General features: G+C 61.9%; 10 protein-coding genes. 3 read left to right on the forward strand and 7 right to left on the reverse strand.

Features of this window, described 5'->3' with window-relative positions; translation table 11 throughout:
- A complete protein-coding gene (locus MRBLRC7O_RS21125) occupies positions 1 to 696 on the forward strand; it encodes a cytochrome c3 family protein (protein WP_031233457.1) in 696 nt (231 codons plus the stop codon).
- Between the two features lie 106 nt (positions 697 to 802).
- Here MRBLRC7O_RS21125 and MRBLRC7O_RS21130 read toward each other — a convergent pair whose 3' ends face one another.
- The 6 genes from MRBLRC7O_RS21130 to MRBLRC7O_RS21155 form a co-directional block, all read right to left on the reverse strand.
- Entirely contained in the window at positions 803 to 2716 is a 1914-nt protein-coding gene (locus MRBLRC7O_RS21130; protein WP_060726724.1) for a PhoX family protein, read from the reverse strand.
- Between the two features lie 129 nt (positions 2717 to 2845).
- Complete coding sequence (locus MRBLRC7O_RS21135; RefSeq protein ID WP_020809022.1) at positions 2846 to 3559, reverse strand: 4'-phosphopantetheinyl transferase family protein; 714 nt, start codon at positions 3557 to 3559, stop codon at positions 2846 to 2848.
- Between the two features lie 30 nt (positions 3560 to 3589).
- Positions 3590 to 4345 (reverse strand): 2,3-dihydro-2,3-dihydroxybenzoate dehydrogenase, encoded by a 756-nt coding sequence (dhbA, locus tag MRBLRC7O_RS21140; protein WP_020809021.1) that lies wholly within the window; start codon positions 4343 to 4345, stop codon positions 3590 to 3592.
- A gap of 13 nt (positions 4346 to 4358) precedes the next feature.
- Positions 4359 to 5228, reverse strand: a complete 870-nt coding sequence (locus MRBLRC7O_RS21145; protein ID WP_367727604.1) for an isochorismatase — start codon at positions 5226 to 5228, stop codon at positions 4359 to 4361.
- A gap of 90 nt (positions 5229 to 5318) precedes the next feature.
- Positions 5319 to 6944, reverse strand: coding sequence for a (2,3-dihydroxybenzoyl)adenylate synthase (locus MRBLRC7O_RS21150; protein ID WP_020809019.1), 1626 nt, complete (start codon positions 6942 to 6944; stop codon positions 5319 to 5321).
- 18 nt (positions 6945 to 6962) lie between these two features.
- Positions 6963 to 8138, reverse strand: coding sequence for an isochorismate synthase (locus MRBLRC7O_RS21155; protein WP_020809018.1), 1176 nt, complete (start codon positions 8136 to 8138; stop codon positions 6963 to 6965).
- Positions 8139 to 8219: 81 nt separating this feature from the next.
- Here MRBLRC7O_RS21155 and MRBLRC7O_RS21160 point away from each other — a divergent pair, with 81 nt between their 5' ends.
- Both MRBLRC7O_RS21160 and MRBLRC7O_RS21165 read left to right on the forward strand, forming a co-directional pair.
- On the forward strand, positions 8220 to 12677 hold the full coding sequence (locus MRBLRC7O_RS21160) for an amino acid adenylation domain-containing protein (RefSeq protein ID WP_111821093.1): 4458 nt from the start codon (positions 8220 to 8222) through the stop codon (positions 12675 to 12677).
- Positions 12678 to 12738: 61 nt separating this feature from the next.
- Positions 12739 to 14085 (forward strand): condensation domain-containing protein, encoded by a 1347-nt coding sequence (locus MRBLRC7O_RS21165; protein WP_111821092.1) that lies wholly within the window; start codon positions 12739 to 12741, stop codon positions 14083 to 14085.
- 301 nt (positions 14086 to 14386) lie between these two features.
- Here MRBLRC7O_RS21165 and MRBLRC7O_RS21170 read toward each other — a convergent pair whose 3' ends face one another.
- Positions 14387 to 17215: a condensation domain-containing protein gene (locus MRBLRC7O_RS21170; protein ID WP_111821091.1), complete on the reverse strand. Its 2829-nt coding sequence runs from the start codon at positions 17213 to 17215 to the stop codon at positions 14387 to 14389.
- Positions 17216 to 17274: the final 59 nt, after the last annotated feature.

Here is a 17274-nt window from a genome sequence, read left to right on the forward strand (position 1 = left end):
ATCGCCCGAGTGAAAAAACTTCTCGCCTGGCTCTGGGCTATTCTGACGACGCCGGCCGGTACGCTCAGCCTTGCCTTCCTGACGCTTGGCGGCTTCGTCGGCGGGGTGATGTTCTGGGGCGCCTTCAACACCGCGCTTGAGATGACCAACAAGGAAGCCTTCTGCATTTCCTGTCATGAGATGCGCGCGAATGTTTATGAGGAACTGACGCGGACGGTGCATTTCTCCAACCGTTCCGGCGTGCGCGCCTCCTGTCCGGATTGCCATGTGCCGCATGAATGGACGGACAAGATCGCCCGCAAGATGCAGGCCTCCAAGGAGGTCTGGGGCAAGATTTTCGGCACCATCGATACGCGCAAGAAGTTCCTCGACAAGCGGCTGGAGCTTGCCCAGCACGAATGGTCGCGCCTGAAGGCCAATGACAGCCTGGAATGCCGCAACTGCCATTCTTCCGCCGCCATGGATTTTACCAAACAGACGCAGCGCGCCGCCGATATCCATTCCAGATATCTGCTGACGGGCAAGGCCACCTGCATCGATTGCCACAAGGGCATCGCCCATGAATTGCCGAATATGGAAGGCATCGACCCCGGCTGGAAAATGCCGCCGGCACTAGACGACCAACCGGGCCCGACGGCCTCTGCTGTGGACGACCTGAGGCGCGCGATGACGGATGTGCATCGGAACGTTTTCTGATCTGTCTGGCAAAACAAAACGCCGTGCAGCCTTCCGGATGCACGGCGTTTCCATTTATTAAACCGGACCGGGGGTTAGCCGCGGCCGGGTTTGCTTCAGCCATGCGTCAGCCGATCTTCACATTGTCGTCGCGCTTGATGGCGATGAGGGCCGAGCGTGGCAGCTTGCCTTCCCCATCCGGGAAGGGGGCGTCGGGGTGCTGGATGCCGACGAAGTGGGTGCGCTTGTCGCCGGACCAGGTCTGGCCGGTGACTTCGGAACCCTTCGGGGCAGTCAGGAAGCGCTCGATGCGGCCGGTGGCCGGGTCGCCCGCCAGCATCTGGTTGTTGCCCTGGCCGGCGAAGTTGCCTTCATTGCTATCCTCGCCGTCGGTCTGGATCCAGAGCAGACCAGTGCTATCGAACATCATGCCGTCAGGCGAGTTGAACATGTTGCCTTCGTTGATGTTCGAAGAACCCGCATAGGCGTCCTTGTGGACGGTGGGGTTGCCGGCCATGCAGAACAGGTCCCACTTGAACTTGCCGTCCGCATGGTCGTCATTTTCCGGATACCAGCGCACGATCTGGCCGTATTCGTTCTTCTCGCGCGGGTTGGCGGCATTGGTCGCCATGGCATCGCCGCCGGCATTGGCGCGCAGCTTGCCGTCCTTCATTTCGCCGCGGCGGCTGTTGTTGGTCAGCGCGCAATAGGCTTCGATGGCGACCGGGTTGATGGCGACCCATTCCGGGCGGTCCATCGTCGTTGCACCGACCTTGGAAGCGGCCTGTCGGGTGAAGACGCAGATTTCGTCGATCTTCATGCCCGTGGTTTCAGGGGTCAGGGCCAGCCACTCGCCGGCGCCGTCATCGGAGAACTTGGCGACGTAAAGCGTGCCTTCGTCAAGCAGCTTGGAGGTGTCGCCGCCCGGCACGTAGATGCCGTTGGAGACGAATTTATAGAGGAATTCGCCACGCTCGTCGTCACCCATGTAAACAACGACACGGCCGTCACGGGCAATCACCACGGCGGCGTTTTCATGCTTGATGCGGCCAAGCGCGGTGCGCTTGATCGGGGTGGACTTGGCGTCCGAAGGATCGATCTCGACCACATAACCGGCGCGGCGCGGTTCGTTGGGGTTCTTGGCGACGTCGAAACGCTCGTCAAACTTCTCATAGGCATAACGCGTCTCGGCCACGATGCCATAACGCTTGTAATCATCAGGCAGCTTGAAGGTGGCGTCGGTGGTGCCGAAATAGCCGTTGAAGTTCTCTTCGCAGGTGAGGTAGGTGCCCCACGGTGTGCGGCCGGCGCCGCAATTGTTGAAGGTCCCGAGACAGTCGATACCATCAGGGTCGGCGGCGGTCTTGACGAGATCGGAGCCTGCAGCCGGGCCGGAAAGCTTCATTGGTGTGTTGTGGTGGATACGGCGGTTGAAGGGGCTGTCGAGAACGATTTTCCAGCCGTCCTTGTCTTCCGCAACTTCCATGACGGTGACGCCCTGCATGTTCTGCAGGATCTTCACATCGTCGGCCGTCTTCGGGTTGCCTTTTTCAGCGTGCGGCAGGTTGGTTTCCGGGTTCACATATTCGTGGTTGACGGCGATCAGCTGATGGCTGCCGACCACGAAAAGTTCCATACCGTCGGTGTTTTCGCCGAAGACCTTGTCGGAATTTTCAACGCTGACGCCCTTGGCGGGGTCGAGATCGGGAACGTTGGAGAACAGCGGCTGGCCCCATTTCGCCAGCGGCTTCCAGTTATAGCCTTCCGGGACATGGATGGTGTGGTCGGTTGCGGCGGCAACCGGCTTGAACGGGAAACGGCCGGCGGCGGCTTCCTGCGCCTCCGCCGAAGTGCTGCTCAACAGGTTGCCGAGCGTGCCCATGGCGGCCGCGGCCGAACCGAAGGCCAGCACGCCGCCGAGAAAGCCGCGGCGGGAAATCGCGGTTTCAACCACGCGGTCGAAATCGGTTTCGGCCGGCGGCGGGTTCTGCAGTTCGTCCCACTCGTCCCAGGACAATTTGCTCGTATCGATGTCGGTCATAGTCTGTCTCCACCGTTCAATGTTTGGAATCATTCCAACAGGCTGCGTACCTTCCGAGTGTTTCACTCGGATGACGGGAAGACGGGTTTAAAATATGATCTTCTCAGTTATGAATCTACTATTTTTCCCTCAATGCGGGAGAAGGATGCGAGTGAGCAGCAGGCCTTCGAAGCGGCAGAAGCGGAAGGGAACCTCCGTTCCGCGGCGCCAGTCTTCGCCGAGGTCGGCCGTCAGGCGCAATGATGCGGAGCCGTTTGCGTCAAAGCCGGATAATTCGGCCGCCTCGAAAAAGAACAGCCGTTTCACTGTCGGATAAAGCGCCTTGAACAGGCTTTCCTTGGCCGAAAAAATCAACCCGGTCATGAAGGGATCGATATCGTTGCCGAGGTTGTGGCGCTCATTCGCGGTCAAGGCCTGCGGGGCGATATCGCGGGCCTCCTCTTCGGTCAGCAGCCTTTCGATATCGATGCCGATGCCGCGAAATCGCTGGGAAGAGCCGGCGAGCGCAATCGCCCGCCCATGGCTGTGGGAAATCGCACCGATGATGCCCTCGGGCCAGATCGGGGCGCGATCCTCACCCATACCGGGAAAGACGGCGTAGCCGGTGAGGCGGCGCGTGGCTTCCGCCGCGCATCTGCGGCCGGCGATGAATTCCGCCTTGCGTCTCTGCGCGGCGTTTAAAAGCTGCGGCGGCAAGGGAGGGACATCGCCGCCGCCGCCTTCTTCGGCGCTGTAACGAAGGGTGAGGCAATGGCAATCGCCGCTGTCGTCCGGCCAAGGCCAGATGGCCTCCGGTGGATCGCCGGAGACGGCTTCGCGATGAAACGCCGTTGCGACGGCCATATTCTTCACCTTCAATCCAACGGCGCGAATTTAAGCCGCAAGCGTGGCGCCGCCATCAACCACGATCTGCTGCATCGTCACATGCCCGGCCTGATCGGAGGCGAGAAACAGCACCGTATCGGCGATATCATCAGGCCTTGCGATCTTGCCGAGCGGAATGCCGAGCTTGAACTGCTCGGGCAGGCCGGCGACCAGCCGTTCCTTGCCGGCGGGATCGCTCAACATGCCGGCAAGCATCGGCGTATCGGTGGAGCCCGGTGAAACGACGTTGCAGCGCACGCCATAGGGTGCAAGCTCAAGGGCGGCGCAATGGCTGAGGCTGACCAGCGCCGCCTTGGAGGCGCAATAGGCCATCATGCCGATGCGCGGCACGACGGCGGCATTGGAGCCGACATTGACGATCGCACCGCGCCGCTGCCGTTTGAAGATGCTGCTCCATTGCCGCAGCATATAAAACGGTCCCGCTGCATTGACGTCCATGCAGGCTTTCCAGTCCGCAGGCGTCAGGCTTTCGCTGTCGCCGAGCCGCAAGATGCCGGCGGCGTTGACCAGGATATCGAGCCCGCCCCATTCGCTTTCGATTGCCTTGCAGGCCTTCTCCACCGCCCTCGCGTCGGTGATGTCGAGTGCGATCTGGCGGAAGGGCGCTTCCGTCGTTCTTGCCAGAAGGTCGAGGCCGATGACCTCGGCCCCTTCCTCGATGAAACGTTCGGCGATGCGGCGGCCGATGCCCTGGGCCGTGCCCGTCACCAGCACACGCCGCCCGGTAAATCTCTGTTGCGTCATCTTTTTCGTCCGCTCAGGCTGCGAGCCGCTTTTCTTCGATCAGCGCCCACCAGGCGGAAAGTGTGGGTACACGCGCAAGCTCGTCAAAACCGACGGTGACACCGCGTTCCTTCAGCTCGCCGGCAAGCTTCATCACCTGCAGCGAATCCAGCCCGTAGAAGATCAGGTTCTCGTCGGGGTCGATATCGCTTTCATCCTCCACCATTTGCAGGACGCGGGCTTTCAGCCATTCGCTGATATCGGTGGCTTCTCCCGCGCCGACAAGGCTTGCGGTGTCGATCACCACGCCGCAGCGTGTCGCCACATATTGCAGCGCCATGCGGTGTTCGGCTTCCGAGAAATCGGCAACGCCGTCACCGATCATGAAGGGCTGAATATCCTTCATGAAGGCTTCCACCGCCGTCATCATGCAGCCGATATGGGCGTAAACGCCACCGACGATGATCTGGTCGCGGCCCCAGCCCTTCATGCGCTCAGTAAGGTCGGAACGCTGGAAGGCGCTGTAGCGCCATTTGGTCAGCACCACGTCGTCAGGCGTCGGGGCGAGCTTATCCACGACCTTCTGCAGTTCGGGGTCGACGACGGTGAGGCCCGGTCCCCACATATCATTGAGGAGCGCACGGTCGCCAGGCGGCTGGTCATGCGGCTGGGCGGTACAGATAACAGGTACGCCGTTCTGAACCGCCCAAGCCTTCACCTTTGCGAGATTGTCGATGAGGGTGGTCATCAGCTTGCCTTCGGCCTCATAAAACCGCAGGAAATAACGCTGCATGTCGTGGATGAGGAGTACGGCGCGTTTCGCATCGGGCTGCCATTTTGTCTTGTTGGCCGGAAAGCTTGCGGCGACCGGCATCGGATAGTCGGAAATGCTGGGGATTGTCATGATGACCTCGGTGGTTTGCTGCGCCAGGGGCGCTTAATCTCGGGTTTCGGGACGCTCTTTTTGAGCGTCCCCCTTTGTTTGTGCCGCGTGTCAGGCGCTGATGGCGGCGGGTGTCACAAGCAGGTCGCGCAGACGTTTCTTGTCGATCTTGCCAACGGCGGTGAGCGGCATGGCCTCGATGAAACGGACGCGATCCGGCAACTTGTAATCGGCGACGCCGAGACCGGCGAGATGCTGGCGGATGGCCGGCGCCTTGAGCGCGGGATTGCGTGAAACGACGAAGACGCAGCTTTTCTCACCTAGAAGCTCGTCGTGCATCGCCACGAGTGCTGCATGGGTGACGTCCGGATGCCGCAGGATAAGGTTTTCGACCTCCTCCGAAGCGACCTTTTCGCCACCGCGATTGATCTGGTCCTTCACCCGGCCGACGACCCGGAGATAACCTTCGGGCGTGCGCTGCACGACATCGCCGGAATAATAGAACCCATCCCTGTCGAAGACCCGGGCGCTATGTTCGGGCGCGCGGTAATAGCCCCGGAACGTATAGGGGCCACGGGTCGCCAGCATGCCGGCTTCGCCCTCGGGCACGTCGTTGCCGTCCTCGTCGACGATGCGGATCTCGTCATCCGGGCTGATCGGCCTCCCTTGCGTGGTGAAAACGATATGGTCGGGATCACCGGCGCGGGTGTAGTTCACCAGCCCTTCCGCCATGCCGAATACCTGCTGCAGGTCGCAGCCCAGCACTTCTGGCACCTGGCGGGCCAGGGCTTCGGCAAAGCTTGCGCCGCCGACCTGCAGGAGCTTGAGGGATTTCAGCCGTTCACGATGGGCGGGTGCAGCCTGCAGCCACAGCGCCACGGCCGGCGGCACCAGCGGCACCATGTCGATCTCGTGTTTTTCGATGAGATCGAAGCAGGCAAGCGGCTCCGGATTGGCGGCCATGACCACGGTGCCGCCGGCGTGGAAAACGCCGAGCGCGCCGGGCGAGCTCATCGGGTAATTATGCGCCACCGGAATGGCGCAAAGGAAACGGGTCTCAGGCGAGAGTTCGCAAATCTCCGCGCTGGCCCGGGCGCTGTAATCATAGTCGTTGTGCGTCCTCGGGATCAGTTTCGGGGTTCCGGTGCTGCCGCCGGAAAGCTGGAACAACGCCACCTCGTCTGACGCCGAAGGGGCGTAGGCGGGCGGGTTTTCGGCGGAATTGGCAAGCATCCGCTCAAGGCTGCGCTGCGGATCCGCTTCGCCGAGCAGCAGGGTCACCGCAAGCTTCGGGGAGACTGCTTTCAGCGTCTCCACAAATGCGTCATCGGCGAAAAGCTCGTGGCTGCGCGAGGCAATCACCAGCTTCGGTGCAATCTGCTCCGCATAGGAGGTCATTTCCAGCCGGCGATGGCTGAAAAGTGCGTTGACGGGGGCTGCGCCGATTTTCATCAGCGCGAAAAAGACGAGATAAAACTCGGCGATGTTAGGCAATTGCACTAGCGCAGTGTCACCTTTGCCAACGCCCGCGGCGGAGAGATGTCCGGCAAGATTGGAGGATTGCCGGTCGAGATCGGCATAGCTGAAGCGGCGGTCGCCGCAGATCAGCGCCGTCGCATCCGGCCGGCGCTCCACCTGTTCGGTGAGGATGCCGCTCAGCGGCCGGTCGGTCCAGTAGCCGCGTTCGCGGTATCGGCGAACGAAATCCTCGGGCCAGCGTTCAAATTCGATTGTCATGGTTCGTTCCTGGGAAAATTAGGCAGAAAGACCGCAGGCGTTCAGCATGGTCTTGAGTTTGGTCTGCACCTCGGCCCATTCGGATTCGGGCTCCGAGGCCTCCACGATGCCGGCGCCGGCGAAGAGCCGCACTGTTTCCCGCTGCACGGTGCCGCAACGGATGGTCACCACCCATTCGCCATTGCCTTCAGAATCCGTCCAGCCGACCATGCCGGTGAAGAGCCCGCGCTCGAAAGGCTCGACGAAGCGGATGAGGCGATGGGCGCGCTCGGTGGGGAAGCCGCAGACGGCCGGTGTGGGGTGCAGCAGGCAAGCAAGCTGCAGCGCATTGGTCTCGGGATCGGCAAGGCGGCCTTCGATACGCGTTGAAAGATGCCAGAGTGCAGCGGTGTTGATGAGGGAGGGTTTTTCAGGAACATCGAGTTCGACGCAGACCGGTGAAAGCAGCGAGCGGATATCCTCGATCACCAGGCTGTGCTCGTAATGGTCCTTTTCGGATGCCGAGAGCCGATCCGCATTGGCTTTGTCCGCCGCCGGATCAACCATGCGTTTTGCGGATCCCGCCAGCGGGTTCGAGATGATTTTCTCGCCCTGCTTGCGGATCAGGAGTTCCGGGCTGACGCCGATCAGGTCGCCGCCATCGGGAAGCGGAATGCGGAACTGGTAACCTTCGCGGTTCTGCTTGGCGAGGCTCGCCAGCAATCTTTCGACATCCACCTCGGAGGCGAAAGTCAGTTCGCGCATGACCGAAAGCACCGCCTTGCGGACTTCGGAATGACGGAAATTGACGATGGCATGCTCGACGGCACGCTTGAAACCGGTCTCGTCCGGCAGGCTGTTCTGACCGATAAGCGCCGGCATGGCCGAATCGGCGACGATCGGCGCGGCATCCCTTGAATTCCATTCATGGTTGTATGGAATATACAGGCATGAAGGTTCACTGACATCGAAGGGGATTGCGCCGATGGCGATGGGGTTCTGCTCGCCGTCCCGGCGCGCACGCTCGAAGGCGCCGGCCAGTGCCTGCTGCAGCGGGCTCGATATGTCTTCGCCGCCACGGGCGGGAATCGCGATCCTTTCGCGAATGCCCCTGGCGCGTAGTTGCCCGCTGCCGGAAGTAAACAGAAATTCTCTATTAAATTCAGTAATTTCGTCGGATTCGACGTCATTCGTCCTGAGTGCTCCCGTTTTCATGGGATGCCTCCTGTGCGAGTGGTTGACGATGGCTTATACTTGAGTATGCTAATCATGTTTTGTCAACCGGTTCAAACTCACATGCTAAATTTAACCCCGATGCAGGTGGCCTATTGGGTCGGCCGCGAGGCGGATGGAATACTCGGGAAAGTTACGCCCCATCTTTACCTCGAATTCGAGGGGCAGGCGGTGGATGCGGAAAAACTGGCCGTTGCCGTCGAAAGTCTCTGCCGGCGTCATCCCATGCTGAGCCTCCGTATCGACGCGGAAGGGCGTCAGTCCGTCGATCCTGTCGGCCGGCCGCTCCGCCTGGATGTGGAGGACATGACCGCGCTTGATTCGGAGGCGCTTGCGCGCCGTCTTGAGACGAAACGCGAGAAGTGGAGCCATCGCGGGGCTGATCTTCGTGCTGCCGCACCGGCGGCGATTTCGCTCAGCCTGTTGCCGGAAGGGCGTTGCCGTCTGCATGTGGACACCGATATGCTGGCCATCGATCCGGCCAGCGTGCGGATCGTGATGGAAGACCTTGCCCGCTTCTACGAGACGGCGGCAGGCGTAGACAAAACACAGACGTTCGAATCAGTCCCCCCGTCGTTTGTCGACTGGGCGGAACGGCTTGCGTCCGATCCTGACTTGAGGGGCCGGCGCGAAAGGGACCGTTTATGGTGGCGGCAACGGCTTGCCGATGTTCCGGACGCTCCGCCGCTGCCGTTTCTGCCCGATGACCCCTCGCGCGCCGTTCACACGGACCGGCTCGCCACGCTGCTTTCAGCGGCTGAGCGCGGCAGTCTGGAGCGGACGGCGCGGCGCTGCTCCGTGACGCCATCGACCCTTCTGCTCGGCGTTTTCGCGGTGGCTCTGTCGCAGGCGGCGGGGGCGGAGAAATTCCGGCTTTCCGTGCCGGGTTTCTGGCGCGCGCCGTTGGTGGAAGGGGTCGATGAGATCGTCGGCGAATTTTCCAACGTGCTCGTGCTCGGCGTGGAAATCAGGCCTGAAGAAAGCGTCGAGGCGCTGCTCGGCCGGCTGTTCGATGAAATGAACGGCCTTCTCGCGCACCAGTCCTATCCGGGCGTCAGCGTCATGCGCGATCTTTCCCGCCAGCGCGGTGATTTGCAGACCTCGCCGGTAGTCTTTACCGCCGGAGTCGATCTTCCGGGCGGAGAGCTGTTTTCGGAACGCGTCGGGCGGTTGTTCGGCCCGATGGTCCACACCGTCTCGCAGGGGCCGGGCGTCGCGCTGGATGCGCAGGTGGCGGCTGTGGATGGCGGCCTGCTGATCAACTGGGACGTGCGGCTCGATGCGCTGCCGGAGAGCTGGCTGCGCGCTTTGTTCGAAACCTACGTCGCTCTTCTCCGCCGGCTCGCGGAAAGCCCCGATCTTACTTCTGCAAGGGTGAAGCGATTGGTCGCACGGCAGCCGGAAGCGGCAGCCGAGGCAAAAGGAAAACCCATGGAACGTCCACTCTCACCCCTGCAACAGGCCTATCTGCTCGGGCGCGGCACCCATCTGCCGCTCAGCGGTGTGGCGATGCAGGAGTTCCGCGAATATCGCGGCAATATCGACCCGGAACTGTTGCAGTCGCGCCTTGCCGCAATGGTCGGGAGACATGAAAGCCTGCGTACCCGCATCGATGAGCGGCGTCTGGTGCAGATCGTCTCCGACGAGCCGAAGATCAATCTCGATCGTGTCGATCTTTCGGCCCTGTCTGTTCCGGAAGCCGAGGCAAGGATCGAGGCGGCGCAACGGGATTTTTCCCATGCACATTTCGATCTCGCAGCCTCGCCATGGCAGGTCACGATCTTCCATATGCCGGATACCGGGACGGCGGGGCATAAAGTTGTCGTCTTCCTGCGTTTCGACGCGCTTATCCTTGATGGGCGGGCCATTGCCAGCCTTGCGGCGGAACTCTTCGATGGCGTCCTGCCGCCAGAAACCGCCGCCACGATCGGAACGCCGAAGGAGGACATCGCGGCGGCCCACGCCGGGGACGCTGCCTATTGGGCGGACAAGCTGAAAGATGCCGAGGTGCCCTCGCAACTGCCGTGGAAAGCACCGCTCGAAACCATTCCCGCATCGCGTTACAGCCGCCAGAGCCTGCTCGTCGAAAAGCAGCGCTTCATCGCCTTTTCGCGGATCGGCGCGAAAGAGCGGCTGTTCAAGAATTCGGCGCTGACGGCGGTGATCCTCGATGTGCTCTCACTCTGGCTCAATGAGGGCGCTCTTGTCGTCGGCATTCCCGTTGCGCCGCAGGTGGAAGGGGCCTTCGCCAACCGCTCGAGCTTCATCGCCGTCCAATGGGATGCAGCCAAGGGCAGCTTTGCGGAGCGGGCGGCAGGCCTGCAGACGGATGTGCTTGATGGGCTGAACCATCTGGCTTTTTCGGGCATCGATCTCAATCGCGTGCTTCTGAATGCCAATCCGGGCGGGCTTGCTTTGCCCGTCGTGATTACCAACGGCCTTACCTGGCCGACGCTCTCACCCGAATCGGAGATGCGATGGGTGGGTGGGCTTACGCAGACGCCGCAGGTGGCGATGGATTTCCGCTTTTCGCAGAATCCGCAGGGCGATCTTGTCCTCGATATAGACTATGCGGAGCAGGCGATCGATGCGGCGATGGTGGCGGATATTCTCGCAGCCATCGAGCGTGCGATTGCCGGGATCGCGGATAGCGGCGCTTTCTCCTTCAATAGACGCGATATTGTCGACCTGTCCCATTACAGGCTGAATGGTGACGAGCGCAGCTTCGTCTGCCCGCCATTTCTGGAGCGGATTGCCGGCCATCTTTTCGAGGGTGACCCAGCACGCACGGCACTTGTCAGCGGCAAACGGCGCATCGCTTATGGCGAACTCGGTCAGATGGTGGCAGGGGCGATGGCGGGCCTCAAGGCGCGCGGCATCGGCCGGGGCGATGTCGTGGCCGTATGCCTGCCGCGCAGTCCCGAACATACGGCCATCACGCTCGCCGCAGCATTTATGGGAGCGGTCTGGGCGCCGGTCGATGCCGGCTCGCCGGAAGATCGCCTGCGCTACCTGCTGACCAATTGCCGCCCGGCCGTCATCGTCGCCCGCAGCGTCCCGCAAGGTTTCGACGCTGTCGATCCGGCGGAGCTTCTGTCCGTGCCCGCACCGGCTGGTGCGCCAGTTACCATGGCTGACGTAGCAGCACTCTCCGGAAGCGAGGAGCCTGCCTATTATCTCTACACGTCGGGCACGACAGGCAAACCGAAATGCGTCGTGCTTTCCAACCGCGCCACGGCCAATGTCATCGGCAGCACGCTTGCGGAATGGGCGGTGACGGAGGGTGACGTGTTCATGTCAGTCACCCCGCTGCATCACGACATGTCCGTCTTCGATGTTTTCGGCGCGCTTGTCGCCGGGGCGACGCTGGTGCTGCCGGAACCCGGCGAGGAAAAGGATGCGGTGCGCTGGAATGAGTTGGTGGCTGAACATGGCGTCACGCTCTGGTGCTCGGTGCCGGCCATCCTCGAAATGCTTCTCTCCTGCCGCCGTGGTGACCAGCTCTCTTCGCTCCGGCTCGTGGCGCAGGGCGGCGATTACATCAAGCCCGTGATTATCGAAGAGCTTCGCAGGCTGAAGTCCGATCTGCGGCTGATATCGCTCGGCGGGCCGACGGAAACGACGATCTGGAGCATCTGGCACGAGATCGTTGCGGAAGATATCGCGGCCGTGCCCTATGGCCACCCGCTGCCCGCCAATCGATATTTCGTCCTTAACGATCAGGGCGAGCATTGCCCGGCCGGTGTCGTTGGCCGCATCCACACGGCGGGCGTGAATGTGGCGATCGGCTATCTCGAAGATGGCGCGATTACCCAGACGGATTTCGTGACGGTCAACGATCCCGAGGGAAAGCCGGTGCGCGCCTTCCGCACCGGAGACCGTGGCCGCTACCGGCCGGATGGCAAGATCATGTTTGCAAGCCGCGTCAATGGCTACGTCAAGGTGCGCGGCGTGCGCGTTTCGCTGCCGGATGTGGAAAACGAGCTGATCCGCCATCCTTCCATCCAGCGCGTTCTGGTGGTGGATTACGGTGTCGAGCAAAAGGGCGAGGCGGCCATCGGTGTGCTCTACGTCGTTTCGTCCGGCCTCGAGCTCTCCACCGCCGATCTGCGCAATTTTGCCCGGGGCCATCTGCCGGAATCGCATGTGCCCGGCCGGTTTCTCAAGGTCGACGATCTGCCGCTCTCGGCCAATGGCAAGCCGGATCGCCGTCGCGCCCGCGAATTGCTGACCGGCGCGACGGGTGGTGTGGAACCGGCAAAAATCTCCGCCCCTGTGGCTCCCGCCGCCGATCAGGGCGACCGCCGGGTGCTGGATATCTATCTTGGCGTGCTGGGTAAAAAACCGGCGAATGTGGATGCGAACAGCGACCTGCTGGCGCTCGGTCTTTTGCCTTCGCATCTGAAGATCGTTTCGGCTGAAATCCGCACTGCCTTCGGCGTGGAACTGACGCCGCAGCAGCTTCTGCGGTGCCGCAATGCCAGACAGGTGACCTCGCTTTTGGCCGCCCGGGCGGCGTGAACCCAAATCATTTCGGGCGGGATTTCGCGCCCGATAACAGGAATTGTTCAAGGAAAAACAGATGGCGCATATCGATCCTGCCGGCGACTGGCTTCCACTGACGCAGCCGCAACTCGATTTCTGGGAGGAGTTTTCCTTCCATCCCGACGAGCCGGTTTCCACCGTCGCCCATTACATCGATCTTTCCGGTGCGGTGAACGAAAGCGCGCTCCTTCAGGCAATTACACGCACCGTGCGCGAGTCCGAAGTCCTGTCGATCCGTTTTCGTATCGGCGACGATGGCGAGACACCGCAGCAATGCTGCGATCCAAGCCATGCCCCGGTGGTGGAACTAATCGACCTGCGCACCAGTCCCGCTCCCCTGGAAGAGGCGCTGCGGCGCATGAACGCGGATGTGGAAACAAGGCTCGATCTCAGAACCGACAGGCTCTCTGCGCAGCTGCTCTATCGCATCGCGGATGACCGCTATCTCTGGTACATCCGCGCCCATCATATCGTCGTGGATGGTTATGGCCTGACGCTGGTCGAGCAGCGCTGCGGACAGCTTTACGGGCACTATTGCGGCAAGGGCGAAGCGGGTCCGGATTTCCACCCCTTCGGTGATTTCCTTGCCGAAGAGGATGCCTATAAGCAAAGCCGGCGTTTCGAGAAGGACCGTGATTTCTGGGCGGCCTATCTCGCCGCACCCGCCGATCTGCCGGTGCTGGACAAGGATTGCGAGGACTATGGCGGCGGCGGCCTGCATGCCGATGCGGCCTTGCCGCAGGGGTTCAGCACGCGGTTGCAGCAGGTGGCGGGTGCAATGGAGATCGGCTGGCCGGATCTTCTGGTGCTGCTCTCAGGCCTTTATCTCCACCGTGTCCTGCCGCGTCCGGATCGCAATGTGCTGACCTTGTGGCTGCCTTTCATGAGCCGCTGGGGCAGCGTCGGCGCGCATATGCCGGCGATGCTTGTCAATATCCTCCCCTTCCATCTCACCATCGAGTCGGGCGAGAGCCTCGGTGCATTTCTGAGGCGCAACGCCACCAATCTGCGCAAGCAGCGTCTGCATGGCCGCTACCGCATCGAGCAGATCGCCGCCGATCGGGAAATCCCTAAGGGCCGGCGCTTCTTCTTCTCGCCGCTCATCAATGTCCTTCCCTTCAGCGCACCGGTCTTTGCCGGGCTCGTCGTTATCAGGCACATTCTTGCCAATGGTCCCGGCGACGGGTTCAATCTTACCTTCCGCGGCGAAGATGACGGCAGCGAACTGAACCTGCATATCGATGCGGATTCGGCGCTGACGCAAGAGGAGGATTTCGCCCGCTACCGTGAGGAACTGCCATTGTTCCTCGATGCCATGCTGCGCGAGGAGGCGCTGACGCTTGCGGCGGCGGAGGCGTCCACGGCATTCCGTCTGGCGGTCTGAGGGGGGACTGTGGGCGGATGCCAGGCCGGCTTCGGGGTGTGAGGCTGGACATGCGTTATCGATAATGACGAAAAATCCGTGTTCCGTCATGCCGGACTAGATCCGGCATCCAGCCACGGCGCGTCTGCGCCGTGAAAGGACTTTTTGGCGATCAGGACTTGATCGCACTGGACCCCGGACCACGCCCGGGGTAACGGCGTGCGGATGCAGGGCGCGCGCCAATACATTCTCAGCAGCACTCATAGGTAAAAATAACCCGGCTCCGCCAGGCGAAGCCGGATTTTCCTTGCCCAAGTCCGGTTCAGGCGAGTGTCGTCAGCACGCGGCTCGAAGCGCCGGCTTCGGCAAAACGGCTGAAGACACCGCTGGTGGTGTTGCGCAGCCGCTCGACATCGTCAGGGCCGTAACGATCGGAGCGATAGCTCATCAGCACGCGAATGGAGCGCTCGCCGCCTATCGTCTCTTCCATCACCTCGAATTGCAGTCCCAGCATGGATTCGTGCTTGTCAGGGTCGATCTGGCGGAACTCCACCGGCTTGCCATCCGGCCCGGCGAGGGTGCCGTTCAGCTTGTTCTTGGCGTGGATCTGGATGAAGACCTCGAACAGATGATCACGGCCCGGCGTCATGCCCAGCGCTTCCTCGACGAGATCGATCGGGATTTCGCTGTGTTCCAGCGAACCGTTGATGGTGTTCTTCACCGAAGAAATCAGTTCGCCGATGGTCATGGTCTCGCCGAAACGCACACGATGGGCGACGACAGTGGTGAAATAACCGATCGTATCGAAATAACCGCTGTCCGTGCGGCCCGAAGCCGAGGTGCCGACCACAAGATCGCTCAACCCGCCGAGATGGCGCAGCGATGCGGCAATTGCGGCATAGACCACGTTGAACAGCGAGGCGCTGTTCTGCCTGGCAATGGCGTAAAGCCCGTCGCTGACATGTTTTTCCAGCTTGAACTCGATCCAGCCGCCTGCCGGGGCTTCATCCTGCGACGCCTCGTGCGGCGTGCCATCCTGTCCGTTGAGGGTAAGGCCTTTCGGCGCATCCCGCAGCATGTCCGTCCAGTAGGCAAGATGGCCGGCATTCACACCTGACGCGACCTGTTTTCTCGCAAATTCATGGAAGGGCGCCGGCCTGGTCGCAAAGACCGGGGCCTTGCCCGCAGCCCTTGCCCTGTAGGCCTCGGTCAGCTCGTCCATCATCAGGTTCACCGACCATTCGTCCAGCACGATGTGATGGAAGAGGAAGGAAAGCACCTGGCGGCCGGTCTGCGCATCCCGCAGGAAGCGTAGGCGCATCGGCAGTTCACGCGCAAGATCGAATCGCCAGCCGGCCTCCGCGTGCCGGTCGACACCTTGGCTTTCCTCGCTGGTCCAGAACCATTTGTAACCGGGCAGATCATGCATCGGCACGATCTTCTGCAGAACCGTATCGTTTTCGACGTAGAAATGGGTCCGCAGGCCGGGATGGCGCTCGATGATATCGAGGAAGGCACATTCGAAGGCATTCTCATCCACGGGATCGCGGAAATCGAGCGCGAAGGGAATGTTGAAGATTTCGCCGAAACCGAAGGCGGCATAGGCCTTCCAGAGCGACATCTGCGCCAGCGAGAGCGGCGCAGTCAGAGAGCCGTTCGCCGTAGCCTCGGCCTGCGCAGGTGCGGCGGTTTCAAGCCGGGTCGCCTGTTTTGCGAGCGAGGCGGCGGTCGGGTAGCTGAAGAGATCGTTGAAGCGCAGCTCGATGCCGTGATTGGCGAGAAGACGCCCGATGATACGGGTGGCGATCAGCGAATGGCCGCCGAAATCGAAGAAATCGTCATCCGGTCCCATGTCGGGCGAGACGAGCGCTTCACGGAATTCGGTAAGGATTGTCGCGGCGGTGTCGTCGTTCTGACCGGAAGCGGCGGGCGAAAGGGCTGCCTGTTCCGATGCTGCCGCGGCGTTTTGAGGGACGATGCCGGAAAAATCCGCGCCGCCTTCAAGATGGCTGACGAAGCGCTCCAGCAGGAAGGCCGTCGCATGTGGCGATGTCTCCTTGCCACCCGTCAGTTCTAGGCGGATATCGCCAGTTGAGGTCGGACCGGTAGCAAGGGTCAGGCCGAGACCGGATTGCAGGGAGGGCAGGGGCAGGTGCTCAAACTGGAGGCCATGCTCCGATATGGCCTGAACGGGTGTCGCAAGCGCCTGCAGCGTGAAGGTGGCCGTTCCACCTTCATTGTCGTTTCGCTGTTCCAGCCCCGCCAGCACGGCCTTTTCAGCCTGTTCGGGCGATTGGCCGCGGGAGATCGCTACCCGTGCTGCGGCTTCAGCTGAAATCGGCATGGCAACGCCGGGCTGCAGGCGCAGGGTTACGGTCTCTGGACCACCGTTTTTTGTGAGGAAAAGGGCGAAACGCGAGCCGGCGCGGGCGAGAAGCGCATTCCCCGCCGTGGAACTGTTGAGGCCGAGCAGGGGTGCGGGAAGATCGACACCGTGGCTGTGGCTCGCCGGCCTGTCGATCCCGTTTTGCCGCAGCGCCACGACGGTCGAGCCGGAGGCCGGCCGTTGCAGCCAGCTGAGCGGAAGTGGGTCGACGCTGCCGTTTTCGACCGCGCGCGGCGAAAGCGGCTTTGGCGTCTCACCGGCATAGGCCGCCGTGATACCTTCCAGCAGGATCTGTGGCGAGAGGACTTCGCGGAGCAAGCCGTGGACCAGAAATGCCAGCAGGATTTCTCCTTCGCTCAAAAGCACGACGGCCTGAAACGGCGGGTCGGTTTCGGCATCGAAGGGTCTTGCCTGGAGGGCGTGCAGCAAGGTGAGGGCCTCGTCTGCCGAGGGAACATGCAGCAATTGCACGATGGATGCGGACGGGGCTTCGATGCTCTTGGCAAGAGTGCCGTCCTCGCCGAAGGCAAAGCGCGCACGCAGCTCGGGCCAGACCTCGCAAACCGTCTTCAGCGCCGAGGTCAGGCGCAGCAGATCGCATTCTTCACCGATGCGATAGGCGAGAAGCTGCCGGAAGACCTGATCAGGATCCTGAAACTGCTCGAACCAGACCCGTTCTTCGTATTGGCTCGGCGGGGCTGCGTTTCCCTTGTCGAAGGTTTCTTCGATGCGACGTGCGAGCACACGTGTATTGTCTGCTGCCATGGTCCTCTCCTTGGAAATATTCGGCGGCCGCCCTGGGAAAGCGGCTGATCTTTCTCGCG

The organism is Agrobacterium radiobacter (assembly GCF_040801995.1).
Lineage (GTDB): Bacteria > Pseudomonadota > Alphaproteobacteria > Rhizobiales > Rhizobiaceae > Agrobacterium > Agrobacterium radiobacter.

Excerpts from the sequence above, each read along its gene's own strand:
- MRBLRC7O_RS21130 (WP_060726724.1), bottom strand. The coding sequence starts at position 2,716 with ATGACCGACATCGATACGAGCAAATTGTCCTGGGACGAGTGGGACGAA.
- MRBLRC7O_RS21135 (WP_020809022.1), bottom strand. The coding sequence starts at position 3,559 with ATGGCCGTCGCAACGGCGTTTCATCGCGAAGCCGTCTCCGGCGATCCA.
- dhbA (WP_020809021.1), bottom strand. The coding sequence starts at position 4,345 with ATGACGCAACAGAGATTTACCGGGCGGCGTGTGCTGGTGACGGGCACG.
- MRBLRC7O_RS21145 (WP_367727604.1), bottom strand. The coding sequence starts at position 5,228 with ATGACAATCCCCAGCATTTCCGACTATCCGATGCCGGTCGCCGCAAGC.
- MRBLRC7O_RS21150 (WP_020809019.1), bottom strand. The coding sequence starts at position 6,944 with ATGACAATCGAATTTGAACGCTGGCCCGAGGATTTCGTTCGCCGATAC.
- MRBLRC7O_RS21155 (WP_020809018.1), bottom strand. The coding sequence starts at position 8,138 with ATGAAAACGGGAGCACTCAGGACGAATGACGTCGAATCCGACGAAATT.
- MRBLRC7O_RS21160 (WP_111821093.1), top strand. The coding sequence starts at position 8,220 with ATGCTAAATTTAACCCCGATGCAGGTGGCCTATTGGGTCGGCCGCGAG.
- MRBLRC7O_RS21165 (WP_111821092.1), top strand. The coding sequence starts at position 12,739 with ATGGCGCATATCGATCCTGCCGGCGACTGGCTTCCACTGACGCAGCCG.
- MRBLRC7O_RS21170 (WP_111821091.1), bottom strand. The coding sequence starts at position 17,215 with ATGGCAGCAGACAATACACGTGTGCTCGCACGTCGCATCGAAGAAACC.